The sequence below is a fragment of the Phreatobacter sp. genome, assembly GCF_052440005.1.
Lineage (GTDB): Bacteria > Pseudomonadota > Alphaproteobacteria > Rhizobiales > Phreatobacteraceae > Phreatobacter.
This window is the reverse complement of record NZ_JBQVQL010000033.1, coordinates 22,162-43,846: the sequence shown is the minus strand read 5'-3', so window position 1 is coordinate 43,846 and position 21,685 is coordinate 22,162. Positions and strand designations below refer to the sequence as shown.

Below are 21,685 nucleotides of genomic sequence, written 5' to 3'. Positions count from 1 at the left end.
GGTGTCGGCGGCGCGCTCCACCAGCACCGTGGCCGGGCCGAGCGCCGCGATGGCTGCGGCCACCCCCTCCGCAACGAAGGGGGCGTGGACGGCGTCGCGGGCCGTGGCATGGGCGAGGGCGAAGCGCAGCGTCTCGGCCGTCGTCTGCGCCGAACCCGTGCGCCCGAGACCGATGCGCGCCGGGGTGAGGGCCGCGAGTTCCTGCCAGATCGCCCGGCTCATGCCGCGAGGCCCGACAGCTGCGCGAGGAGGGGCGCGTTCTCCGCCCGCGGCGTCAGGCGGCCGTCGGGCCCGGTGATGCCCTGGCGGCGCAGCCAGTCCTCGAACTCCGGCGCCCGCTTCAGTCCGAGCACGTCGCGGATGTAGAGCTGGTCGTGGAACGAGGTGGACTGGTAGTTCAGCATCACGTCGTCGGCGCCGGGCACGCCCATGATGTAGGTGACGCCGGCCGCGCCGAGGACGGTGAGCAGCGTGTCCATGTCGTCCTGGTCCGCTTCGGCGTGGTTCGTGTAGCAGACGTCGCAGCCGAGCGGCAGGCCCATGAGCTTGCCGCAGAAATGGTCCTCGAGGCCGGCGCGGATGATCTGCTTGCCGTCGTAGAGATATTCCGGACCGATGAAGCCGACGACCGTATTGACCAGCAGCGGCTGATACGCCCGCGCCACCGCATAGGCCCTGGCCTCCAGCGTCTGCTGGTCGACGCCGTGATGGGCCTCCGCCGAGAGCGCCGAACCCTGGCCCGTCTCGAAATACATGACGTTGTCGCCGAGCGTCCCGCGCTTCAGCGAGCGGCCGGCGTCGAGGCCCTCCCTGAGCACGGCGAGGTCGACGCCGAACGACCTGTTGGCGGCTTCCGTCCCCGCCACCGATTGGAAGACGAGGTCGACGGGCGCGCCGCGCTCGATGAGCTGGATCGAGGAGGTGACGTGGGTCAGCACGCAGCCCTGGGTCGGGATGTCGAAGCGGGTGATGATCTCGTCCAGCAGCTTCAGGAGGTCGGAGAGCGCCGACAGGCTGTCGGAGGCCGGGTTGATGCCGATGGTCGCGTCGCCCGTCCCGTAGAGCAGGCCGTCGGCGATGGAGGCGGCGATGCCGCGGGCGTCGTCCGTCGGATGGTTCGGCTGGAGACGCACCGCCATGGTGCCGGGCAGGCCGATCGTGTTGCGGAACCGGGTCACCACCCGGCACTTGCGGGCGACGGCAATGAGGTCCTGGTTGCGCATGACCTTTGAGACGGCCGCCGCCATTTCCGGCGTGATCCCCGGCGCCAGCGCGGCGAGGCGCTCGGCCGTCGCGGCGTCGGAGAGCAGCCAGTCGCGAAACCCGCCGATCGTGAGGTGCGAAACGGGCGCGAAGACCATGGCGTCGTGGCCATCGAGGATGAGCCGCGTCACCTCGTCGGACTCGTAGGGCACGAGCGGCTGGCTGAGGAACAGCTTCAGCGGCTGGTCGGCCAGCGTCATCCGTGCCGCCACCATTTCCTCGGCCGAGGTCGCGGCGATGCCGGCGAGCTGGTCGCCGGAGCGCAAGGGCGTCGCCTTGGCCATGAGGTCGGCGAGATCGCGGAAGAGATGGGTCCGCTGTCCGATGGTTTGACGGAAGGTCACGGGTTCGGTCCTCATGCGTCCGGCCCCGACGCGGTGTGCCGCGGATCAGAGCGCCGGGTGATCATCGACGAAGGCGACGTGGCTGACCACGCCTTCCCCCGGCCGCCAGTGATGCAGCATGAACTGTGCCGGTTCGCGGACGAAGCGGTAGGGCGCCGCCGGGTCGAGGTCGAGGGCGTCGCCGGTGGCCAGCGTGTCGCTGTCGATGATGGAGAGATCGCCCAACGCCGGGAGGGAAACCGTCCGCGTTCCTTGCGTGTGGCGACGGAGCGCCGAGCGTACCGCCGAGCGCTCCGACCAGCAGGGGCCGGCGCTCCCGGGCAGACCGCGAGAAGCTTCGCCTAGGACGAGGCCTTGCCCGAGAGCCCGGCCGCGCAATGGCCCGCGACATCGGCGTGGGTGGCGAACCAGCAGCCCCCGCGGGCCTTCATGTGCCGGATCAGTTCCTCGACGATGAAGATGCGCGAGCGGTAGCCGATGACGTGCGGATGCATGGTGAGGAGGAAGAGTCCGCCCTCCTCGTGGGCGCGGTCGAACTCGCGGATGAAGATGTCGAGGACGGCGGGCGGCGGCGTGTGCGGCCTGAGGCCCTTGAAGCGATCCATGTTGAAATAGGGCGCGTCGTCCCGGATCCATTCGACGGGCAGCTCGACGATTCCCGTCGGCACGCCGTTCTCCTCGAGTTCATAGGGGTCGTCGTCGGCCATCAGCGAGGAATCGTAGAGAAGGCCCAGCTCGCGCTGGATCTTCAGGGTGGACGGCGAGAAGTCCCAGGACGGCGTCCGCATGCCGACGGCGCGCACGCCGGTGATCGCCTCGAGCTGGTCGGCCGCGCGAAAGTGCAGGTCGCGCTCGACGGCCTCCGGCAGGACCGAGTTGAGCTCGTGAATCCAGCCGTGGAGACCGATCTCGTGACCCTCGGCGATGACGCGGCGCTGCTCGTCCGGATGGAGGAGGGCGGCGATGGCCGGGACGAAGAAGGTGGCGGGCACCGACTCCCTCGCGAGGATCGACAGGATGCGCGGGATGCCCTTGCGCGCGCCGTACTGGCCCCAGGACATGCGGCCGATGGAGTTTCCGCCGTCGCGGAGCTCGTTGGTCTCGTGGTCGGAATCGAAGGAGAGCGCCACGGCGCAGCGGGCCCCGCCCGGCCAGGCGGCCGGCTTCAGGGACCTGCCGGCGCGCACCCGGTCGACCCGTCCGCGCCACTCGCCCTCAGGCCATTCCCACGGTTCCATGGCGGTCCTCTCCTGTGTCGTCGGTCAGCGGATAGTGGCAGGCGGCGTGCTGACCCGCCGCGATGTCGCGCAGCGCCGGGGCTTCTGTGCGGCAGAGTTCGGTCGCCCCCGGGCAGCGCAGATGGAAATGGCAGCCCGGCGGTGGACTGAGCGGGGAGGGCAGTTCCCCCTGGATCGGGCGAAAGGTGACGAAGCCGTCGCCCTCCGTCACCAGTTTCGGCACGCTGTCGAGCAGGGCGCGCGTGTAGTGGTGCGCCGGCCGCTCGTAGATATCCTCGGTCCGGCCGATCTCGACGATGCGGCCGAGATACATGATGGCGACCCGGTCGCAGATATGCCTCACGACGCCGAGGTCGTGGCTGATGAACAGCATGGTGAGCTTCAGCTCGCGCCGCAGCTTCAGGAACAGGTTGATGATCTGCGCCTGGATGGACACGTCGAGCGAGGCGACGGGTTCGTCGCAGACGAGGATGTCCGGCCGCATGGCGAGGGCCCGCGCGATGGCGATGCGCTGGCGCTGGCCGCCTGAGAACTGGTGCGGGAAGCGATCGGCGGCGTCCGCCGGAAGGCCGACGGCGGTGAGCCAGCGCGCCACCTCGGCTCTGGCGTCGGCGCGGGCGACGAAACGGTGGGCTACCGGACCCTCGGCGATGGTCTCACCGATCCGCACGCGCGGATCGAGCGATCCGAAGGGGTCCTGGAAGATCATCTGCACGCGCGTCGTGGTCTTCACCCGCTTGCGCGCGCCGCCCATGACCGGCTCGCCGTGGACATAGGCTTCGCCCTCGCTCGGGGCATGGATACCGGCGATGACGCGGCCGAGGGTGGACTTGCCACAGCCGGATTCCCCCACCAGCCCCAGAACCTCGCCTTCGACGATGTCGAGCGAGACGCGGTCGACCGCGTGAACCGTCCGCGTCTCCACGGGGGCGCCAAGAAGCGCGGCGATGCGCTCGCCGAGCGTGACGGAGGGCGTGAAGCGGCGGGAGACGTTGTCGACCCGGACGAGGACCTCGCTCATGCCGCCGCCTCCTGGTGGGGATGATGGCATCGCCAGCGCCGCGCGGCGGTGCCGGACAGGCCGGGCTCGCTGTCGCAGGCCGCATCGGCGCGGGGGCAGCGGGGCGCGAAGGCGCAACCGGGCGGGAGCGCCACCATGGACGGGGGCGCGCCGGGGATCTGCGTGAGGTCCTGACCGGCGACGGCCTTGGCGGGAAGCGAGTCCAGCAGGCCGCGGGTATAGGGGTGGCGGGGCGCGGACAGCACGTCCCGGATCGGCCCCTCCTCGATCACGCGGCCCGCATACATGACGAGGATGCGCGAGGCGAGGGACGATACCGTCGCGAGGTCGTGGCTGATCCAGATCATCGCCGTGCCCATGTCGCGGGCGAGCGAGCGCATCTCGGTGAGGATCTGCGCCTGCACGGAGACGTCGAGGGCCGTGGTCGGCTCGTCGCAGATGATGAGCTTCGGCCTGTTGAGGAGGGCGGTGGCGATGGCGACGCGCTGCCGCATGCCGCCGGAGAACTGGTGCGGATAGGCGTCGAGCCGGCGGGCGGCGTCGGGGATGCCGACGAGGGTCAGCGCCTCGGCCACCCGCGCGCGGGCTGCGGTCTCGCCCACCCGCTCATGGGCGTGGATGGCGAGGGCCATCTGGTCGCCGATCCGGAGCACCGGGTTGAGCGTTGCGGCGGGGTCCTGGAACACCATCGCGATCTCGCGGCCGCGCACGGCGCGCAGGTCGCGGGAGGGAAGGCCGATCAGCTCCCGCCCGGCGAGCTTCACCGACCCCCCCGCGATGCGTCCCGGCGGGTCGATGAGCCCCAGGATGGAGAAGCCGGTGACGCTCTTGCCGGAGCCCGACTCACCGACGAGCCCGACGATCTCGCCGGCATGGACGTGGAACGAGACCTCGCGGACGGCGCGGACCACGCCGGCGCGCGTGGGGAATTCGGTGGTCAGGCGGTCGACGACGAGAAGGGGCTCGCTCATCGCCGGAGCCTCGGGTTGAGCTGGTCGCGCACCTGGTCGCCGACGAGGTTGATGGAGGCGATGAGCACGATCAGCGCGATGCCGGGATAGATCGAGATCCAGTAGCGGCCTGAGAGGAGGTACTGGAAGCCGTTGGCGATGAGCATGCCGAGCGAGGGCTCGCTCACCGGGAGGCCGAGGCCGAGGAAGGAGAGGGTGGCTTCCAGCGCAATGGAATTGGCGACCTGCACCGTCGCCACCACGATCAGCGGCGGCAGGCAGTTCGGCAGGATGTGGCGGAACACCACGGTGCTCGGTTTCAGCGGCGTCGACAGCGCCGCCTCGACATATTCCTTGGACCGCTCGGCGGAGGCCGCGCCATGGGCGGTGCGGGCGAAGTAGGCGTATTGCGCGGTGACGAGCGCGGCGATCAGCTGCCACTTGCCCTGTCCCAGCACGGCCGCCAGCACGAGCGCCAGCAGGATGGCGGGGAAGGACAGCTGCAGGTCGATGAAGCGCATGATCAGCGCCTCGATCCGCCCGCCGAAATAGGCCGCGAAGGTGCCGAGCGTCGCGCCGAGGGAGAAGGCGATGACGCCGGCGGCGAGGCCGATCTCGATGGAGACGCGCAGGCCGTAGAGGATGGCCGAGAGGACGTCCCGGCCCTGGCCGTCCGTGCCGAGCCAGTGGGTGATGCCGGTGCCGGGGCTGACGAAGCCAGGCGGGCGGCGGGCGTCGGCGAGGCGCAGAGTCGCCATGTCGTAGGGGTTCTGCGGCGTGATCCAGGGTGCCAGCAGCGACAGCACGATGACCACGACGACCACGGCCAGCGCCACGACGGCCACGCGGTTGGCGCGGAATTCCTCCCAGAAGCGGGCGAGCGGACTGTCCCTCACGTCGCCCTCCGCAGCCTGAGGCGGGGGTCGAGGGCGACATAGGCGATGTCGATCAGGAGATTGATGACGATGAAGAAGAAGGCGACGAGCATGAGGTAGGCGACCATCACCGGCCGGTCGAGCGTGTTGATGGAATCGATGATCAGCTTGCCGACCCCGGGCCAGGAGAAGATCGTCTCGGTCACGACGGCGAAGGCCAGGGTCGAGCCGAATTCCAGTCCGAAGACGGTGACGATGGGAATGGCGATGAGGCGGAGCACGTGGCGGCGCAGGATCGTTGCCTCGCTCTCGCCGGCGGCGCGGGCGAACTTGACCGTGTCGGTGAGCATGAGTTCGCGGGTGCCGGCGCGGGCGAGGCGGACCATCATGGCGAACTTGAACAGGGCGAGGTTCAGGGCCGGCAGGAACAGGTGCTGCCAGCCCGAAAGGGTGAGCACACTCCATTCGGCGCCGAAGACTTCGCGGGTCTCGCCCCGGTTGCCGGCCGGCAGCACGCCCAGCTGCACGGCGAAGATGAAGATGAGAACGAGGCCGATCCAGAAGGTCGGCACCGAGAAGCCAAGGATCGAGACGCCCATGATGGCGCGGGAGGCGAGGCCCTGGGGCCGGTAGCCCGCATACATGCCGAGCGGGACGCCGATCATGGTCGCGCCGACCACCGCCACCAGCGTCAGCTCCAGCGTCGCCGGCAGGCGCGACAGGATCAGCGGGAGGACCGGGGTGCCGAAGACGAAGGACCGGCCGAAGTCGCCCTGCAGGAGGCGGCCGAGGAAATCGAGATACTGCTTCCAGAGTGGCTGATCGAGGCCGTAGGTGCGGATGGCCTGCTCGCGGATCTGCTGGGTCGCGTCGGGCGAGAGCAGCACGTCGATGGGGTTGCCCACGGCATAGACGCCGCAGAACACCAGCAGGGAGATGACGAGCATCACGACGAAGGCCTGCATCAGCCGCTGGATGACGTAGCCGAGCATGGCGTGCTCAGGCCCAGCCGTCGGCGATGACGGCCCGCGTTTCCTCCACCGCCACGTCCCAGATGGCCTGCATCTCCTCGTCGGGCCGCTGGTAGAGGCCGCCATAATTGCCGTCACCCAGCAGCGCCTTCTTGGCGCCAGGGTCGAGCTGCTGGAAGCGGGCGAGGTCGAGCATCGGCTTCTGGTGCGCCGGTGCCCCGACATTGGGCAGGCGGGTCCAGGGGAAGTTCTCCATCCACGAGGCATGCGAGGCCACGGGATCGATCGCCTGGACCGTCGCGAAGGTCTTCGGCGCGTTCCACCAGTTGTGCCACTTCACCTGGCAGCCGCGATGGTGGTCGAGCCATTCGAGGACGGCGCCATGGACGGGCGAGTTTCCGCCGTGGCCGTTGACGATGGTGATGCGGCGGAAGCCCGAGCGCGCGATGCCGTCGAGGCAGTCCGTGACGACGGCGCAGAGCGTGGAGAGGCGCAGCGTCACAGTCCCCGGATAATCGACGAAGCTCGGGGTCAGGCCGTAGTTCAGGACGGGGAAGACCGGGACATGGATCGGCGCGCAGGCCTCCACCGCCACCTTCTCCGCCAGGATCGCGTCGACGCACAGGCTCAGGCCGGCGTGCTGCTCCGTCGATCCGATCGGAAGCACGGCACGGTCGTCGCCCTTCACATGGGCCTCGACCTGCATCCAGTTCATCTCGGCGATGCGCACGGCGAGCCCTCCTCAATCCCTGACATCGTCTGCATGGAACATGCCGAGCACCACCTTCGCCATGAGGGTCGAGAGCTGCTCGCGCTCCACGAGGGAGAGCGGCTGCAGCATGGATTCCTCGAACGCGACGAACCGCGGCATCGCCTCGTCCAGCAGCGCCCGGCCGGCCGGGGTCAACGACAGCGGCTGGGCCCGCCGGTCCGCGGCATCGGTGCCGCGCAGGACGAGGCCGAGCTTCACCAGCCGGTTGACGGCACGGCTCAGCGAGTTCTTCGGAAAGGCGGTCGAGGAGGCGATCTCGGAGGCGGTGACGCCGTCCATCAGCCCGAGGCTGTAGATCACGACGAACTCGATCCGGGCCAGGCCGAAACGCTCCTCAACCCAGCCGTAGAGCGGCTGATTGTAGCGTAGCGCCAGGTAGTTGAAGCGCGCGGCGAAGCCGCAGGGGTTCTTCCACAGGCGGGCGTGGGTGAAGGTGTCGAGGCGCCGCTGGCTGCCCGCGACCTCGGGTTCGGCAACGTCCGGCGATTGTCCAACCAGTTCCAAATCGAACTTCCTCTCGGCAGGAGCCCACTATATCGGTGCAAGATGGTTCCACAAGGGATTGACTGAAGGCTGTGCACGCCATTTGAATGGGCAGTGTCGGCGCCAGCTCCACGGGCGGCCGGCCGCCCTGTTCCGGAGGATTCCATGCGTATTCTCAGACGTTCCCTCATGCTCGGTCTCCTCGGCGTCGCCGCCCTCGGTCCGCTGTCCGCCCCCTCCGCGGTCGCCCAGACGCTGACCATCGGCGTGCGCGGCGGACCGGAATCGATCGATCCCCACTTCACCGCGACCGGCACCCACGCCGAGGCGCTGAAGCACGTCTTCGACACCCTGGTCTGGTCGGGCCGGGGCCTGGAGCTGGAGCCGCGCCTCGCCGAGAGCTGGCGCGCCATCGACGCGACCACATGGGAGTTCAAGCTGCGCCGCGGCGTGAAATTCCATGACGGATCGGACTTCACCGCCGAGGACGTGAAGTTCTCGATCGAGCGCATTCCGACGGTCTCGGGCCCGAACCCGACGACGATCTACGTCCGTCGTGTCAAGGAAACGAAGGTCATCGATTCCCACACGATCCACGTGGTCACCGACGGTCCTGCGCCCAACCTCCCCAACGACTTCATCCGCCTGTTCATCGTCTCGTCCAAGGCCGCCGCCGGGCTCACCCGCGAGAACGCCAACGAGGCCTTCAATTCCGGCCGCGCCGCCGTCGGCACCGGGCCCTATCGCTATGTCTCCTGGCAGCCGCGCGGTGAACTCGTGCTCGCCCGCTTCGACGGTTACTGGGGGCCGAAGGAGCCGTGGGAGCGCCATGTCCGCCGCGAGATTCCGAACGACGCCGCCCGCGTCGCGCAGCTCAGGGCCGGTCAGCTCGACCTGATCACGCGCGCGCCCGCCTCGGACGTGGCGACGCTGCGCCGTGACAGCCGGCTCACCGTCCAGACGGTTCCCACCGTCTATGTCTTCAACCTGGAGATGGACGTCCGCGAGCGCGCGAACAACGTCACCGCCAAGGACGGCTCGGCGCTGCCGGCCAATCCGCTGCGCGACCTGCGGGTGCGCCAGGCGATCGACCTCGCCATCGACCGCACGGCCCTGGCCGAGGTCGCCATGGAGGGCCTCGGCGCGCCGGTGAACCAGATGGTCACGGACACCATCTTCGGGTTCAACAAGGCGCTGCCGGCCCGTCGCCACGACCCCGCCGAGGCCAAGCGCCTGCTGACCGCGGCGGGATATCCCAACGGGTTCCGGATGCAGTTCTCCTTCACCAGCGACCGCCTGCCGGGGGATCGCGAGGTCGGGACCGCCATCGCCCAGATGCTGGCGGCGATCGGCATCGACGCCCAGCCGAATGCCATTCCGGCGGCGGTCTTCTTCCCGGCCCGCACCCGCGGCGAGCTCTCCGTGTCCATGTCGGGCTGGGGCACGCTGACCGGCGAGGCGCACTACACCCTGTCCTCGCTCGCCCATTCCAACGATCGCGAGCGGCGCATGGGGGCCTTCAACGTGCTCGGCTACAACAATCCGGCAATGGACAAGCTGTTGCAGGACGCCGCGGTCGAGATGGACGAGGCCAAGCGCCGCCGCCTGCTGGAAGAGGCCAACGCGCTGGTCGACGCCGACAAGCAGCGCCTGCCCATCGTCGCGGTCTCCTCGGCCTGGGCAATGAACAAGGCCAAGGTCACCCTGTCGCCGCGTGTCGACGAGGACACGCTCGCCATGGACATCCGGCCGGCGCGCTGACGCCATCCGCGGGGCGGCAGGTCCGCCCCGCGCCTTCTCCGCAGGCCACCCCGGAACAGCCGTCATGACCGACAAGCCCATCCTGATCTGGGGCGCCGGCGCCATCGGCGGCACCCTCGGCGCCTATTGGGCGCGTGCTGGGCTCGACGTGCTGCTGGTCGACCAGGTGGCCGAACACGTCGAGGCCTGCCGGACGCGCGGCCTCCACATCTCCGGGCCCATCGAGGATTTCACGCAGGTCGTCCCGGGCGTCACTCCCGACGCGGTGAACGGCACCTTCGACATCGTCGTCCTCGCGGTGAAGGCGCAGGCCACGGAGACGGCGCTGGCGCAGCTCGCGCCGCATCTGTCGCCTGATGGATACGTGCTCTCGGCGCAGAACGGGCTGAACGAACTGACCATCGCGAAAGCGGTCGGCGACGAGCGGACCATGGGCTGCTTCGTCAATTTCGGCGCTGATTGGCACGGACCGGGCGAGGTTCTCTTCGGCAACCGCGCCGCCGTCGTGGTCGGCGAGATCGACGGCACGATCCGCGACCGGACTCGGGCCATGCACGAGCGGCTGAAGCTCTTCGAGCCCGAGGCGGTGCTCACCGACAACATCTGGGGCTATCTCTGGGGCAAGCTCGCCTATGGCGCCATGCTCTTCGCCACGGCGCTGACCAACGACTCCATGTCGGAGAATTTCGCCGACCCGCGCCGCACCGTCGTCTTCGAGGCGCTCGGGCGGGAGGTGATGGCGGTCGCCAAGGCGCGTGGCATCACGCCCATCGGCTTCAACGGCTTCGACCCCGCGCTTTTTGCGCCGGGGGCGCCGGCGGAGGGCGCGCGCCGGTCGATCGCCGCACTGGCGGAATTCAACCGCCACACCGCCAAGACCCATTCCGGCATCTGGCGCGACCTCGCGGTTCGCAAGCGCCGCACCGAGGTCGATCCGCAGATCGGCGTCATCGCGCAGCTCGGCGCCGAGGCCGGTGTCGCCACGCCGGCGATCGCCAAGCTTGTGGAGCTCATCCACGCCATCGAGGACGGCACCCGGCCCATGGCCATGGCGACCTTCCAGGAGCTGATCGACACATGCACATCGACCTGACCGGCCGGGTCGCCCTCGTCACGGGCGCGGCACAGGGCATCGGCAAGGCCATCGCGCTGGGGCTGCGCGCGGCAGGCGCGACCGTCGCCGTCGCCGACGTCGACGGCGAGGGGCTCGCGGCCTTCGCCGCGGAGCACGACTTCTCCGCTCATGCGATCGACGTCTCGGACAGGGCCGCCGCGCATGGGGCCGTGGCGGACGTGGTGGCGTCGCACGGACGGCTCGACATCCTCGTCAATGCCGCCGGCGGGGTGCGCGGCCAGATCGGCCGACCGATCGCCGAGGTGTCGGAGGACGATTGGCGGGTGCTGTTCCAGGCCAATGTCGACGGGGTCTTCTGGCTCGCGCAGGCCGCGAGCGGGCCAATGGCGAAGGCCGGCCACGGCCGCATCGTCAACATCGCCTCGGGGGCGGGCCTGCGCCCGAGCCTCACCGGCATTCAGGCCTATACGGCCGCGAAACACGCGCTGGTCGGCCTCACCAAGCAGCTCAGCCAGGACCTCGGCCCATCCGGGATCACCTGCAATGCGGTCGCGCCGGGCTTCGTGCGCTCCAACCCTGCGACGGAGCGGCAATGGAAGGCCTATGGACCGGACGGTCAGAAGCGCCTGGTCGAATCCATCCACGTCCGGCGCCTCGGCACGGCCGAGGACATCGCCCATGCCGTACTGTTCCTCGCCAGCGACCAGGCGAGCTGGATCAGCGGCCAGATCCTGTCGGTGGACGGCGGCCGATCCTGAGGGCTCAGGAGAGCCGGACCTTGCCCCGGACAGCGCCTGGAAACGCCCCGGCGCGCTAGTGGATGGTCGCCAGGAACTCCTTGAGCCGCGCGCTCGGCTGGTCGCGAAAGAACGTCTCGGGATCGGACTCGCAGTCGACCTTGCCGTTGTCCATCAGCACGACGCGGTCCGAGACCCGCCGGGCGAAGGCCATCTCGTGGGTGACCACGATCATCGTCATGCCGCTCTCCGCGAGGTCGGCGATGACGTTCAGCACCTCGCCGGTCGTCTCGGGATCGAGAGCGCTGGTCGGCTCGTCGAACAGCATCAGATCAGGCTTCATGGCGAGGGCCCGCGCGATGGCGGCCCGCTGCTGCTGGCCGCCGGAGAGCTTCATGGGATAGGCATTCGCCTTCTCGGCGAGGCCCACCCGCCGCAGCAGGCCCATGGCGGTGTCGACGGCCTGTTCGCGGCGCTGGCCGAGCACCAGCATGGGGGCCTCGATGATGTTCTCGAGAACGGTCATGTGCCAGAACAGGTTGAACTGCTGGAAGACCATGCCGATGTTGCGGCGCTGCTCGACGACGCGCCGCTGGGGCAGCGGCACGAGGCGGTCTCCCTGCAGGTTGTAGCCGATCAGGTCGTCGCCGACGAAGATGCGCCCGTCCTGATAGGTCTCCAGCTGGTTGATGCAGCGCAGGAACGTGCTCTTGCCCGATCCGGACGGTCCGATGATCGACAGGACCTCGCCCTTCGCCACCTGAAGGCTCACGCCCTTGAGGACCTCCAGCGGCCCGAACCATTTGCGCACGTTCTCGGCGCGCACCAGGGTCTCCCGGGGATCCGCCATCACCGGCGTTCCACAGCGGCGTCGACCCGCGGCCGCAGGTAGAACAGCGCCTTCTCGATGAAGCCCGAAGGACCGTCGTCGCGCTCGTGGCGGCGCAGGCGCGTCTCGATCATGCCCTGGATGACGTTCCAGACGGTCGTCAGGAGCAGATAGGTGATCGACAGGACGATGAGCAGCTCGAAGGTCTTGAACGTGGTCGCGGACATGCTCTCGGTCAGCTGGAATATCTCCTGGACGCCGATGACGCTGGCGAGCGACGTGGTCTTCAGGAGATGGTTGAAGTCGTTGCCGAGCGGGGGAACGATGACCCGCGTCGCCTGCGGCAGGATGATCCGGCGCGTCAGCTGGAAGGTGCCCATGCCGAGCGACTTGGCGGCCTCGATCTGGCCGCGCTGCACCGCCTGGATGCCGTTGCGGACGATCTCGGCCATGTAGGCGCCCTCGTGGATCGCGAGGCCGATCACGGCCGCCTGGAAGGAGGCGGAGAGGGTGTAGCCGAAGACGACGACGTCCGAGAAGCGGAAGAAGCCGGCCGCAGCGAGCCCGGAGAAGAAGAAGACCAGGAGAACGAGGACCGGGATGCCGCGGATCAGCCAGATGTAGAAGCCGCAGACGGCCCGGATGCCCATGAATCGCGACAGCCGGCCGAAGCCGACGACCACGCCGATCACCAGGCCGAGGGCCATGGCCAGGACGGCCATGACGACCGTCCTGCCCAGGGCGATGAGGTAAAGGTCTCCCGGATCCGTCAGGCGGCTCCAGAAGAAGGTCCAGTCGAAACCCATCAGAGTTCCGAGCCCTGCATGTTCCACTTCTCGATAAGGCGCTTATAAGTGCCGTCGGCGACCATTGAGTCGAAGCTCTGCTTCATCGGGTTGAAGAGCTCCGTGTTGCCCTTGCGCAGGCCGATCCCCGTGCCGATCAGGCCGAAGGGTTCGCCGAGGGGCCGGAAGTCGTTGGGGCGCAGGCCGATATAGTAGGATGCCGCGGTGGTGGTGGTGCCCAGCACCTCGATCTGCCCGGTGGCGAGCTGCTGGAAGGTCTCGGTGGTGGTCGGCAGGACCACGAGGTTGATCTCCGGCTTGCCGGCCGCCTTCAGCTTGGCGTTGGCCTCTTTCACCAGGTTGTGGATGGTGGTGCCATTCGGCACGGCCATCTTGCGCCCGGAGAGGTCCTCCAGCGACGTCGCCTGGAGCGTGCTCGCCTTCGTCGTCACGATCCGCTGGCCGGTGCGCGAGAAGGGGATCATGTCGATGATCTCGAGGCGCTCGGGCCGGATGAACAGCTCCTGCATCAGCGCGTCGCACTGCTGCGCCTGGAGGGCGGGGATGAGGCCGACGAAGCGGAGCTGGACCCAGTTGACCCTGAGGCCCATGCGCGACGCGATCTCGGTGCCGAGCTCGACCTCGAAGCCGGTCGGCCGCTGCTGGTTATCGTAGAAGGCGCGGGGCGGATTATCGATGGTGGCGCAATAGGTGATCACGCCCTTGGCGGCGAGGGCCGCGGGCGGCTGGAAGCGCGCCTGCGCCATCACCGCATTGCCGAGAAGCGGCGAGGCGAGGGCGCCCGTCATCCCCGCGAGGACGGTGCGCCGTCCGATGGCCTTGCCCCGGCCGCCCGGGGTGTGCTGGTTCGAATTCGACATGACGCTTGGATCCCTCTGGTTCTTCGTGGGTGGCGTTTGTTGTCATCCGTTTCGCTCACCAGCGCCGATCCGTGTGAGCGTTCTTGTTCGTTTGGGCGTCACGTCATGTAGACGCCGCCGGTGACGTTGATGCCCTGCCCGGTCATGAAGCGGGCGCTGTCGGAGACGAGGAAGGCGACGACGCCGGCGACATCCTCCGGCTCCTCGAGGCGCCCGAGGGGCGTCTGGCCGACATAGTCCCGGATCACGGCCTCGGGGGTCATGCCGCGAAGCTCCGCCTCCCAGGCGACCTCCCGCGACTGCATGCCGGTCTTCACGAAACCGGGGCAGACCGCGTTCACCCGGATGCCGGCAGGGGCGAGCTCGCGCGCGAGCGCCTGCGTCCAGCCCAGCACCGCGAATTTCGAGGCGGAGTAATGGGCGAGAAGCGGTGCCCCGACTTTCGCCGCGAGCGAGGCCGTATTGACGATGCAACCCGATCCCTGCGCCAGAAAGTGGCGCGCTGCGATCTGGTTCGTCAGAAAAATGCCCTTCGTGTTGACGGCGAAGTTGAAGTCCCAGTCCTCGTCGGTCAGATCGACGGCGCGGCGCATGGTCGAGACGCCGGCGTTGCCGACGAGGAGGTCGCAGCCGCCCGCCATGGCGCAGAAGGCGTCGAAGGCGTCCTGAACCTCGTCGCGGCGTGTGACGTCGATCCGCAGCGGCAGAGCCTTGGGGCCGATGGCCGCCGCGGTGGCGCGCGCGGCCGGCTCGTCGATGTCGGCCACTCCGACCGTCATGCCCTGCGCCGCGAGAGCGTTCGCGATGGCCCGTCCGATGCCAGCGGCGGCGCCGGTGACCAGGGCTTTGCGGCCTTCGAGTTCAGGATAGATCGGCGCAACCGGCATGGGCGAAGGGGTCCTTTCCTCCCACTACATATCAAACAATAACGTTCATCAAGCCCCGAATTTTATGTTTGATAATGTGCGTTCTGAGGCTATGACTGAAGAGGCCATGCGGAGCTTCGAATGATCGCGGAACTGGATGATCGGCCGGCGACCCCGGCCGGGCGGGCAGGTGCGGGCCTCTTCGCGCCGGCGCGGCGGGCCGCCATCCTGGAGGCGCTGGCCTCGCAGGGGACGGTGACCGTGCGCGGCCTGTCGGCACGCCTCGACGTGTCGGAGATGACCATCCGCCGCGACCTCGTCGATCTCGAGGGCGAGGGGCGGTTGAGGCGCGTCCACGGGGGAGCCGTTCCTGCCGCCAACATGCCGCCGGTGGCGATGGACAGCGAGGAGCCGAGCTTCGCCTCGCGGCTGCGTCGCAACCAGCAGGGCAAGGAGGCGATCGCGGCGACGGCCGCGGAGATCGTCGCGCGCTACCGGACCATCGCCCTCGACGTCGGCACGACGACCTACCTGATGGCCTCGCATCTTCGGACGCTCGCCCACGCCAAGATCTTCACCAACAGCCTGCGCATCGCCACGGCGCTGGACGGGGCCGAGCCCGATGTCTACGTGGCGGGCGGCCTCCTGCGCCCCGACGAGATGTCCACCTACGGCCCTGCGGCCGTCGGGCAGTTCGAGGCGCTCTGGTTCGACGTCGCGGTCATCGGCGTCTCCGGCGTCACCCCGGAAGGGCTCTTCGACTATTCGGTCGAGGATGCCGAGCTGAAGCGGGTCTATCTGCGCCGCTCCGGACTGCGCATCGTTCTGTGCGACGCCTCGAAGTTCCAGCGCATGTCGCTGGTGGCCATCGGCGCCCTGTCGCAGGTCAACATTCTCGTCACCGACGCCCCCCCGCCGCCGGCCCTCGCGGCCGTCCTCGCGGCCACGGGCGTCGACGTTCGTATCGCCGAGAGGTCGGCGGGCGCCGCCTGAACTGCGGCGCCGCGCATTGAAGGAGTGAACCGATGGTCTTCGCGTGCTTCGGCGACAAGAAGAAAGTCGTCATCGCCATGGCCCATATCGGGGCCCTGCCGGGGACCCCGAACTACGATGCGGCCGGCGGCATGGGCAAGCTTGTGGAGGGCGTGCTCGCCGATGTCGAGAAGCTGCAGGCGGGCGGCGTCGACGCCATCATGTTCGGCAACGAGAATGACCGGCCCTATGTCTTCAAGGCGCCGCCGGAGGGCATCGCCGCGATGACGGCGGTGGTCGAGGCGGTGAAGCCGAGCCTCACGGTGCCGTTCGGGGTGAACTATCTCTGGGATCCGACGGCCAGCGTGTCGATCGGCGCAGTAACGGGTGCGAGCTTCGTGCGGGAGATCTTCACTGGGCTCTTCGCGTCCGACATGGGCCTGTGGCAGCCCGATTGCGCCGCCGCGGCCCGTCTGCGCCGCAATCTTGGGCGCCCCGACATGAAGATGCTCTTCAACATCAACGCCGAATTCGCCCATTCGCTCGACCAGCGGCCGATCGAACTGCGCGCCCGCAGCGCCGTCTTCTCGTCCATGGCGGACGCGATCCTCGTTTCGGGTCCGCTCACCGGACAGCCGGCGGAGGCCTCCCACCTGAAGGCCGTCTGCGAGACGGTGAAGGACGTGCCGGTCTTCGCGAACACCGGTGTGAACATCGACAACGTCCGCGACATTCTTTCCCTCGCGGGCGGCGTCGTCATCGGCACGCATTTCAAGGTGGACGGCAACACCTGGAACGCCGTCGACGGCGCACGGGTGAAGCGCTTCATGGACGTGGTCGCAACCCTGCGCTGAGGCAAGACCCATGGCCTGCGTCCTCGGCCTCGACATCGGCACCACCTCGACCATCGGCATTCTGGTGCGGCTGCCGGGCGAGGTGCTCGGGATCGCCTCGCGGCCGGTGACGCTAGATTCGCCGCATCCGGGCTGGAGCGAGGAGAACCCGGCGGACTGGTGGGACAATGTCTGCGCCATCACGCAGGAGCTCATCCGGCGGTCCGGCATCGATCCCTCCGAGATCAAGGCGGTGGGAACGACGGGGATGCTCCCCGCCGTCGTGCTCCTGGGGGAGGGCGGCGAGATCCTGCGCCCCAGCATCCAGCAGAGCGACGGGCGCTGCGGGGTCGAGGTTGAGGACCTCCGGCGCGAGGTGGACGAGGCGAGCTTCATCCGGCGGGCCGGCAACGGCGTCAACCAGCAGCTGGTCGCCGCGAAGCTGCGCTGGATCGAAAAGCACGAGCCCGACGTCTTCCGCCGGATCGGCACGGTGTTCGGCTCCTATGATTTCATCAACTTCCGCCTGACGGGCGAGCGCCGGATCGAGCAGAACTGGGCGCTGGAGGCCGGGTTCGTCGACATCACCACCCATGATCTCGCCGACGACCTGATCGGCTTGGCCCATGTGGCGCGCGGCGCGGTGCCGGCCAAGGCGGCCTCGCACGAGGTGATCGGCGCGGTGACGGCGGAGGCGGCGCGGGCGACGGGGCTTGCCGCCGGGACGCCGGTTGTGGGCGGGGCCGCCGACATGATCGCCTCGGCCTTCGCCGCAGGCGTCAAGGCACCCGGCGACGTCCTGCTGAAGTTCGGCGGGTCGGTCGACATCCTCGTGGCGACCGACCAGGTGAAGCCGGACCCGCGCCTCTATCTGGACTATCACCTCATTCCCGGCCTGTTCATGCCGAACGGGTGCATGTCCACCGGCGGGTCCGGGCTGAACTGGTTCGCGCGGACCTTCGCCGGCGGCGAGAGGGATGCGGCGGCCGCGGCGGGTATCACCATCCATCAGCACCTCGACAGGCTGGCGGCGCCAAGACCGGCCGGGGCCGAGGGCGTGACCATCGTTCCCTATTTCCTCGGCGAAAAGACGCCGATCCACGATCCAGACGCGCGCGGCGTGATCGACGGCCTGACGCTGAGCCACGACCTCGGCCACCTGTGGCGCGCGCTGCTCGAGTCCTATGCCTACGCGCTCCTGCATCACCTCGAGGTCCTGCGGGACATGGGCCATGAGCCGCGCCGCTTCCTCGCCTCCGACGGCGGCGCGCAGAGCGACCTGTGGATGCAGATCGTCGCCGACGTGATCGGAGCTCCCGTCGAGACGCTCGCGGGCCATCCCGGATCGTGCCTCGGCGCGGCCTGGACGGCTGCGGTCGGCGTCGGGCTCGCCACGGACTGGGCGGGCGTCGACCGCTTCGTCTCGCCGGCCAGGCGCTACGCGCCCGATCCCGCCACCGCCGACGTCTATCGCCGGGGGTATGCGCGCTATCGGGCCATACATCAGCGTCTGTCGGAGACAAGGCGTTGATCCGCGCCGTCGCCTGGGACATCGACGGGACGCTCGTCGACAGCGAGCCGCGTCACCACCGGGCGCTGCTGGCGGCCTCGCGCGCCCTCGGCGTCGATCTCGCCGACCTTCCCGATCAGGCCTTTCGCGGCATCCACATGCTCGATGTCTGGGAGGCCCTCCGCGACCGCTATCCGCCCTCGGTCGCGCGCGACGGGTGGCTCGACATGATCAACGCGAGCTATGTCGCCGACCCGGAACCGCTCACGCCGATGCCGGGCGCGTGGCAGGCGATCGCCGAAATCCACGGCCACGGCCTCCCGCAGATCTGCGTGTCGAACTCGAACAGGGCGGTGGTCGACGCCAATGTGGCCTCGCTCGGCATCGGCCGGTTCCTGGCGGGGAGCATCAGCCTCGACGACGTCGCCGCGGGGAAGCCCGATCCGGAGCCCTATCGGCTGGCGTGCCGGCAGCTCGGGTTCGATCCGCGATGCGTCGTCGCCATCGAGGACAGCGCCACCGGCGCGATTTCGGCGCGACAGGCAGGCTTGCGCGTCGTCGGCTTCGGCGAAGGGGTCGCGGCGACCGACGTCGATGCCCTGTGCCTCGACCTGTCGCACATCCCCCAGATCATCCTCGACCTGCCTGCCGTCCCGACCGGCATCGCGCGAGGGAGCCACGGGATCTCTGCCTAATCCGCCCCGCGCTGCCCGGCGACGTTCGCCACCCGCCGGTACTCGCGCGGGGTGAAGCCAATCCTGTTCTTGAAAAACCGGGAAAAATGGCCCGGCGCCGAGAAGCCCAGATCGAGCGCGACGTCGCCTGCCGGGCGGTCGCTGCTGATCAGCTGCTCGATGGCATATTCGAGCCGCAGGGTGTCGTTGTAGACACCCGGCGTCATCCCGGTCGAGGCACTGAACTGCTCGAAGAAGCGTGAGCGGGACAGGCCCACCCCCTGGGCGAGCCCGTCGAGGTTCTGCAGCGTCTGGGGCGCCGCGCGCATGAGGGCGATCGCCTTGCGGATACGGTGATCCACCGCCCGTGCGTTCACCTCAGGCAGGTCGACCGAGGAATTGGCGGCGAGCACGCGTTGCAGCAGGGCGAGGATGCTGGCCTCGAGGTCATCCTCGGCGCCTGGGGAGGCGGCATCCGTCATGGTCGTCGCGATGCGGGCGACCAGCGCCCGGATGGCGGGATCGACCCGCGCCGACTGCCGCGTGAAGGGACGGCGTCCGACCGTGCCGCCGTCGCGGGCGAGCCAGCCGGCTTCCACGTAGAGCGCGAGGATCGTGATCGGTGCCTCGGTCACGTCCCGCCAGTTGGCGTGCGGGACCCAGGGGTTGATCAGCACCATCTCGTCGTCGGTGATCGGGCAGCGCGTGCCGTCGACGTCGTAGGCGCCGTCCCGGCCTTCCACCTTGATCAGCGCGTGCACATGCGGGTGGGCATGGACATGCACCGGCTGGTTCGTCCGGAACAGCGTCACGCGGCCGAACAGGCCCTGATGAACGCCGATGACCCCGACCATGGCATCCTCCCCGGCCGTTCTCGTCAGACGGCCTTGGCGGTGATCATCTACGAAATCGGACGGAAAGGTAAGTTGCTGGACGCTGCGGTAAGCGCCACGGCGCGCCGTTGCATAGTGTCCAGGCCGGCGCGCGGCTCGCGGCCGGAAACCTGGGGCGCGTCGGGGACCGCCGGACCCGGCCGGGCAATGAGGCACCGTCATGGAACTGAGGCTCGTCGAGGACGTGATGGCCGCCGGGGCGAGGCTGGAATGGCCGGCCGACGGGGTCCACCGCGTCCTCTATGTCGTTCACGGCGAGATCGACGCCGGTCAGGGGAGGCTGGGCGACGACCAGGCGGTCCTCGTCTCGACGGCCGGGCAGGTGACCGCCGCCGCCTGCGGCGCGACGGTCTGGCGCTACGAGCTGGCACCGAAGGGGTCGCCCGTCCTCACGCTCGACGGGGCGTCCGGGGCGACGCGGGAGAAGTTGCGCGAGCGCCTCGCCTGGCCGATCGCGGACGAGGTGCTGATCCGGGCGGACAGCGTCTCGTTCCCGCCGGGCGGCTGCGCCTTCCTGCACACCCACCAGGGACCGGGCATCCGCTGCCTGATCGACGGGGGAATCCGCATCGATGCGACGGGACATTCCGCGAGCTTCGGCCCTGGTGCGGCCTGGTTCGAGAGCGGTCCCGATCCGGTCTTCGCCCAGGCGGCGATGAACCGGCCCAGCCGCTTCATCCGCGTGATGGTCCTGCCCGCCGCGCTCCTCGGCCGCAGTTCCATCGCCTACGTCAATGTGGAGGACCGGGAGAAGCCGAAGTCCCAGTCCTACAAGGGCTATGTCGACCAGATCATCCGCACGTGACCGCCGGCCCGGCGGTCCGGCAGCCGCGCCCCGGAGCACGGCGCGGGTCCAAGACGATCCGGCAATGAGCGGCTCAGCCGCTCATCGCCACAAAGCGGCCACCAAGGCCGCTCCGACAAACACGACAGGAGGACACCCATGGACATTCGTCGCCGCACCGTGGCCGGCGGGCTCGCCCTCGCCGGCATCTGCCTCGCAGGCTTGCCGTCGCAGGCCCAGGGCACCTACCCGGAGCGCCCGATCCGCGTCGTCGTCCCCTTCGCCGCGGGCAGCGCCTCCGACATTGTCGGGCGCATCGTCCTGGAGAAGATGGCCGGCGACCTCGGCCATCGCTTCGTGGTCGAGAACCAGGCGGGCGCCAGCGGAAATCTCGGCACCGCGGCCGTGGCGCGGGCCGCTCCCGACGGCTACACGATCCTCATCTCGGCCTCCGGACCGCTGGCGGTGAACCAGTCGCTGTTCCGGGACATCGGCTACGATCCCCTGAGGGACTTCGAGCCGATCTCGCTCCTCGCGACCCTGCCCAACGTGATCGTCGTCAATGCCGGGCAGCCGCTGCGCTCGGTCGCCGACCTGATCGCGGCGGCGAAGAAGGCCCCCGGCAGCCTGAACTACGGGAGTATCGGCAACGGCAGTTCGCAGCATCTGGCGGGAGCCTATTTCGAGCAGGTGACCGGGACGCGGATGACGCACGTGCCCTATCGCGTGACGGGGCAGCTCGTCACGGATCTCGTCGGCGGGCAGCTGCAGGTCAGCTTCCAGCTCATTCCCAACGTGCTCGGGCAGATCCAGGGCGGCCAGCTGCGCCCGCTGGCGATCACCGCGAACAGGCGGTCCGAGGTGCTTCCCGACGTGCCGACGGTCGCGGAGGTGGGCCTGGGCGGATACGAAGCCTATGGCTGGTTCGCGATGCTGGCGCCGAAAGGCACGCCCCAGCCGGTCATCGCCCGCCTTCATGCCGCCTACACGAAGGCGATGGCCGATCCCGCGACCCGGCGGCGGATCGTCGAGGTCGGCGCCGAGCCGGCGACGTCGACGCCGGCGGAGCTGAGCGCCTTCATGGCCGCCGAGGCGAAGAAGTGGGGCGACATCATCCGCGCCAACAACATCACCGCCAACTGACGGCGAGGGATGACCCGCGGGGTCG

At 69.2% G+C, this 21,685-nt stretch carries 24 protein-coding genes; 9 read left to right on the top strand and 15 right to left on the bottom strand.

Annotated features, from left to right (window positions below; all coding sequences use genetic code 11):
* The 10 genes from ACT6XY_RS10265 to ACT6XY_RS10220 all read right to left on the bottom strand — a co-directional run.
* A partial coding sequence (locus ACT6XY_RS10265) for an ethanolamine ammonia-lyase light chain EutC (RefSeq protein ID WP_444748240.1) occupies positions 1–222 on the bottom strand: 222 nt, incomplete at its 3' end.
* Entirely contained in the window at positions 219–1,607 is a 1,389-nt protein-coding gene (locus tag ACT6XY_RS10260; RefSeq protein ID WP_444748239.1) for an ethanolamine ammonia-lyase subunit EutB, read from the bottom strand. The genes ACT6XY_RS10265 and ACT6XY_RS10260, both read right to left, overlap by 4 nt.
* Before the next feature lie 45 nt (positions 1,608–1,652).
* Complete coding sequence (locus ACT6XY_RS10255; RefSeq protein WP_444748238.1) at positions 1,653–1,832, bottom strand: hypothetical protein; 180 nt, start codon at positions 1,830–1,832, stop codon at positions 1,653–1,655.
* Positions 1,833–1,948: 116 nt separating this feature from the next.
* On the bottom strand, positions 1,949–2,845 hold the full coding sequence (locus ACT6XY_RS10250; protein WP_444748237.1) for a polysaccharide deacetylase family protein: 897 nt from the start codon (positions 2,843–2,845) through the stop codon (positions 1,949–1,951).
* On the bottom strand, positions 2,823–3,866 hold the full coding sequence (locus ACT6XY_RS10245) for an ABC transporter ATP-binding protein (RefSeq protein ID WP_444748236.1): 1,044 nt from the start codon (positions 3,864–3,866) through the stop codon (positions 2,823–2,825). Before ACT6XY_RS10245 ends, ACT6XY_RS10250 begins: the two co-directional genes overlap by 23 nt.
* Positions 3,863–4,837 carry an ABC transporter ATP-binding protein gene (locus tag ACT6XY_RS10240; protein ID WP_444748235.1) on the bottom strand — a complete coding sequence of 325 codons (975 nt, stop codon included), beginning with the start codon at positions 4,835–4,837 and terminating at the stop codon, positions 3,863–3,865. The genes ACT6XY_RS10245 and ACT6XY_RS10240 overlap by 4 nt, the downstream gene beginning before the upstream one ends.
* Positions 4,834–5,712 carry an ABC transporter permease gene (locus ACT6XY_RS10235; protein WP_444748234.1) on the bottom strand — a complete coding sequence of 293 codons (879 nt, stop codon included), beginning with the start codon at positions 5,710–5,712 and terminating at the stop codon, positions 4,834–4,836. The genes ACT6XY_RS10240 and ACT6XY_RS10235 overlap by 4 nt, the downstream gene beginning before the upstream one ends.
* Positions 5,709–6,683, bottom strand: coding sequence for an ABC transporter permease (locus ACT6XY_RS10230; protein ID WP_444748233.1), 975 nt, complete (start codon positions 6,681–6,683; stop codon positions 5,709–5,711). Before ACT6XY_RS10230 ends, ACT6XY_RS10235 begins: the two co-directional genes overlap by 4 nt.
* 7 nt (positions 6,684–6,690) lie before the next feature.
* Positions 6,691–7,392 carry a creatininase family protein gene (locus ACT6XY_RS10225; protein ID WP_444748232.1) on the bottom strand — a complete coding sequence of 234 codons (702 nt, stop codon included), beginning with the start codon at positions 7,390–7,392 and terminating at the stop codon, positions 6,691–6,693.
* 12 nt (positions 7,393–7,404) lie between these two features.
* On the bottom strand, positions 7,405–7,938 hold the full coding sequence (locus ACT6XY_RS10220; RefSeq protein WP_444748231.1) for a MarR family winged helix-turn-helix transcriptional regulator: 534 nt from the start codon (positions 7,936–7,938) through the stop codon (positions 7,405–7,407).
* Between the two features lie 144 nt (positions 7,939–8,082).
* Here ACT6XY_RS10220 and ACT6XY_RS10215 point away from each other — a divergent pair, with 144 nt between their 5' ends.
* The 3 genes from ACT6XY_RS10215 to ACT6XY_RS10205 all read left to right on the top strand — a co-directional run bounded on the left by ACT6XY_RS10215 (position 8,083) and on the right by ACT6XY_RS10205 (position 11,511).
* A complete protein-coding gene (locus ACT6XY_RS10215) occupies positions 8,083–9,678 on the top strand; it encodes an ABC transporter substrate-binding protein (protein ID WP_444748230.1) in 1,596 nt (531 codons plus the stop codon).
* Positions 9,679–9,742: 64 nt separating this feature from the next.
* The gene (locus tag ACT6XY_RS10210; RefSeq protein ID WP_444748229.1) at positions 9,743–10,771 is read left to right on the top strand and encodes a ketopantoate reductase family protein; all 1,029 of its coding nucleotides are present in this window, start codon (positions 9,743–9,745) and stop codon (positions 10,769–10,771) included.
* On the top strand, positions 10,756–11,511 hold the full coding sequence (locus ACT6XY_RS10205; RefSeq protein ID WP_444748228.1) for an SDR family NAD(P)-dependent oxidoreductase: 756 nt from the start codon (positions 10,756–10,758) through the stop codon (positions 11,509–11,511). The genes ACT6XY_RS10210 and ACT6XY_RS10205 overlap by 16 nt, the downstream gene beginning before the upstream one ends.
* Positions 11,512–11,566: 55 nt before the next feature.
* Here ACT6XY_RS10205 and ACT6XY_RS10200 read toward each other — a convergent pair whose 3' ends face one another.
* From ACT6XY_RS10200 to ACT6XY_RS10185, 4 genes are all read right to left on the bottom strand, one after another.
* On the bottom strand, positions 11,567–12,340 hold the full coding sequence (locus tag ACT6XY_RS10200; protein WP_444748227.1) for an amino acid ABC transporter ATP-binding protein: 774 nt from the start codon (positions 12,338–12,340) through the stop codon (positions 11,567–11,569).
* Complete coding sequence (locus ACT6XY_RS10195; RefSeq protein WP_444748226.1) at positions 12,340–13,125, bottom strand: amino acid ABC transporter permease; 786 nt, start codon at positions 13,123–13,125, stop codon at positions 12,340–12,342. The genes ACT6XY_RS10200 and ACT6XY_RS10195 overlap by 1 nt, the downstream gene beginning before the upstream one ends.
* Positions 13,125–13,985 carry an ABC transporter substrate-binding protein gene (locus tag ACT6XY_RS10190; RefSeq protein ID WP_444748225.1) on the bottom strand — a complete coding sequence of 287 codons (861 nt, stop codon included), beginning with the start codon at positions 13,983–13,985 and terminating at the stop codon, positions 13,125–13,127. The genes ACT6XY_RS10195 and ACT6XY_RS10190 overlap by 1 nt, the downstream gene beginning before the upstream one ends.
* A 98-nt stretch (positions 13,986–14,083) precedes the next feature.
* Positions 14,084–14,872, bottom strand: a complete 789-nt coding sequence (locus tag ACT6XY_RS10185) for an SDR family NAD(P)-dependent oxidoreductase (protein WP_444748224.1) — start codon at positions 14,870–14,872, stop codon at positions 14,084–14,086.
* Between the two features lie 120 nt (positions 14,873–14,992).
* On the opposite strand from ACT6XY_RS10185, the gene ACT6XY_RS10180 reads away from it, so the two are divergent.
* Genes ACT6XY_RS10180 through ACT6XY_RS10165 form a run of 4 tightly spaced genes read left to right on the top strand, consistent with a single transcriptional unit; the run spans position 14,993 to position 18,861 of the window.
* Positions 14,993–15,844, top strand: coding sequence for a DeoR/GlpR family DNA-binding transcription regulator (locus ACT6XY_RS10180; RefSeq protein ID WP_444748223.1), 852 nt, complete (start codon positions 14,993–14,995; stop codon positions 15,842–15,844).
* Between the two features lie 32 nt (positions 15,845–15,876).
* Positions 15,877–16,677: a BtpA/SgcQ family protein gene (locus ACT6XY_RS10175; protein WP_444748222.1), complete on the top strand. Its 801-nt coding sequence runs from the start codon at positions 15,877–15,879 to the stop codon at positions 16,675–16,677.
* Positions 16,678–16,687: 10 nt separating this feature from the next.
* Positions 16,688–18,187 carry an FGGY-family carbohydrate kinase gene (locus ACT6XY_RS10170; RefSeq protein WP_444748221.1) on the top strand — a complete coding sequence of 500 codons (1,500 nt, stop codon included), beginning with the start codon at positions 16,688–16,690 and terminating at the stop codon, positions 18,185–18,187.
* Positions 18,184–18,861, top strand: a complete 678-nt coding sequence (locus tag ACT6XY_RS10165; protein ID WP_444748220.1) for an HAD family hydrolase — start codon at positions 18,184–18,186, stop codon at positions 18,859–18,861. The genes ACT6XY_RS10170 and ACT6XY_RS10165 overlap by 4 nt, the downstream gene beginning before the upstream one ends.
* Here the strand turns inward: ACT6XY_RS10165 and ACT6XY_RS10160 are convergent.
* A complete protein-coding gene (locus ACT6XY_RS10160; RefSeq protein ID WP_444748219.1) occupies positions 18,858–19,694 on the bottom strand; it encodes an AraC family transcriptional regulator in 837 nt (278 codons plus the stop codon). The genes ACT6XY_RS10165 and ACT6XY_RS10160 overlap by 4 nt on opposite strands.
* 199 nt (positions 19,695–19,893) lie before the next feature.
* Here ACT6XY_RS10160 and ACT6XY_RS10155 point away from each other — a divergent pair, with 199 nt between their 5' ends.
* Both ACT6XY_RS10155 and ACT6XY_RS10150 read left to right on the top strand, forming a co-directional pair.
* The gene (locus ACT6XY_RS10155; RefSeq protein WP_444748218.1) at positions 19,894–20,538 is read left to right on the top strand and encodes a hypothetical protein; all 645 of its coding nucleotides are present in this window, start codon (positions 19,894–19,896) and stop codon (positions 20,536–20,538) included.
* A 138-nt stretch (positions 20,539–20,676) separates the two neighbouring features.
* Positions 20,677–21,660, top strand: a complete 984-nt coding sequence (locus ACT6XY_RS10150) for a Bug family tripartite tricarboxylate transporter substrate binding protein (protein WP_444748217.1) — start codon at positions 20,677–20,679, stop codon at positions 21,658–21,660.
* Positions 21,661–21,685: the final 25 nt, after the last annotated feature.

What these genes read in the sequence shown, in the direction of transcription:
- ACT6XY_RS10250 (WP_444748237.1), bottom strand. Translation starts at nt 2,845, where the DNA reads ATGGAACCGTGGGAATGGCCTGAGGGCGAGTGGCGCGGACGGGTCGAC.
- ACT6XY_RS10245 (WP_444748236.1), bottom strand. Translation starts at nt 3,866, where the DNA reads ATGAGCGAGGTCCTCGTCCGGGTCGACAACGTCTCCCGCCGCTTCACG.
- ACT6XY_RS10240 (WP_444748235.1), bottom strand. Translation starts at nt 4,837, where the DNA reads ATGAGCGAGCCCCTTCTCGTCGTCGACCGCCTGACCACCGAATTCCCC.
- ACT6XY_RS10230 (WP_444748233.1), bottom strand. Translation starts at nt 6,683, where the DNA reads ATGCTCGGCTACGTCATCCAGCGGCTGATGCAGGCCTTCGTCGTGATG.
- ACT6XY_RS10215 (WP_444748230.1), top strand. Translation starts at nt 8,083, where the DNA reads ATGCGTATTCTCAGACGTTCCCTCATGCTCGGTCTCCTCGGCGTCGCC.
- ACT6XY_RS10210 (WP_444748229.1), top strand. Translation starts at nt 9,743, where the DNA reads ATGACCGACAAGCCCATCCTGATCTGGGGCGCCGGCGCCATCGGCGGC.
- ACT6XY_RS10205 (WP_444748228.1), top strand. Translation starts at nt 10,756, where the DNA reads ATGCACATCGACCTGACCGGCCGGGTCGCCCTCGTCACGGGCGCGGCA.
- ACT6XY_RS10200 (WP_444748227.1), bottom strand. Translation starts at nt 12,340, where the DNA reads ATGGCGGATCCCCGGGAGACCCTGGTGCGCGCCGAGAACGTGCGCAAA.
- ACT6XY_RS10195 (WP_444748226.1), bottom strand. Translation starts at nt 13,125, where the DNA reads ATGGGTTTCGACTGGACCTTCTTCTGGAGCCGCCTGACGGATCCGGGA.
- ACT6XY_RS10190 (WP_444748225.1), bottom strand. Translation starts at nt 13,985, where the DNA reads ATGTCGAATTCGAACCAGCACACCCCGGGCGGCCGGGGCAAGGCCATC.
- ACT6XY_RS10185 (WP_444748224.1), bottom strand. Translation starts at nt 14,872, where the DNA reads ATGCCGGTTGCGCCGATCTATCCTGAACTCGAAGGCCGCAAAGCCCTG.
- ACT6XY_RS10180 (WP_444748223.1), top strand. Translation starts at nt 14,993, where the DNA reads ATGATCGCGGAACTGGATGATCGGCCGGCGACCCCGGCCGGGCGGGCA.
- ACT6XY_RS10175 (WP_444748222.1), top strand. Translation starts at nt 15,877, where the DNA reads ATGGTCTTCGCGTGCTTCGGCGACAAGAAGAAAGTCGTCATCGCCATG.
- ACT6XY_RS10170 (WP_444748221.1), top strand. Translation starts at nt 16,688, where the DNA reads ATGGCCTGCGTCCTCGGCCTCGACATCGGCACCACCTCGACCATCGGC.
- ACT6XY_RS10160 (WP_444748219.1), bottom strand. Translation starts at nt 19,694, where the DNA reads ATGGTCGGGGTCATCGGCGTTCATCAGGGCCTGTTCGGCCGCGTGACG.
- ACT6XY_RS10155 (WP_444748218.1), top strand. Translation starts at nt 19,894, where the DNA reads ATGGAACTGAGGCTCGTCGAGGACGTGATGGCCGCCGGGGCGAGGCTG.
- ACT6XY_RS10150 (WP_444748217.1), top strand. Translation starts at nt 20,677, where the DNA reads ATGGACATTCGTCGCCGCACCGTGGCCGGCGGGCTCGCCCTCGCCGGC.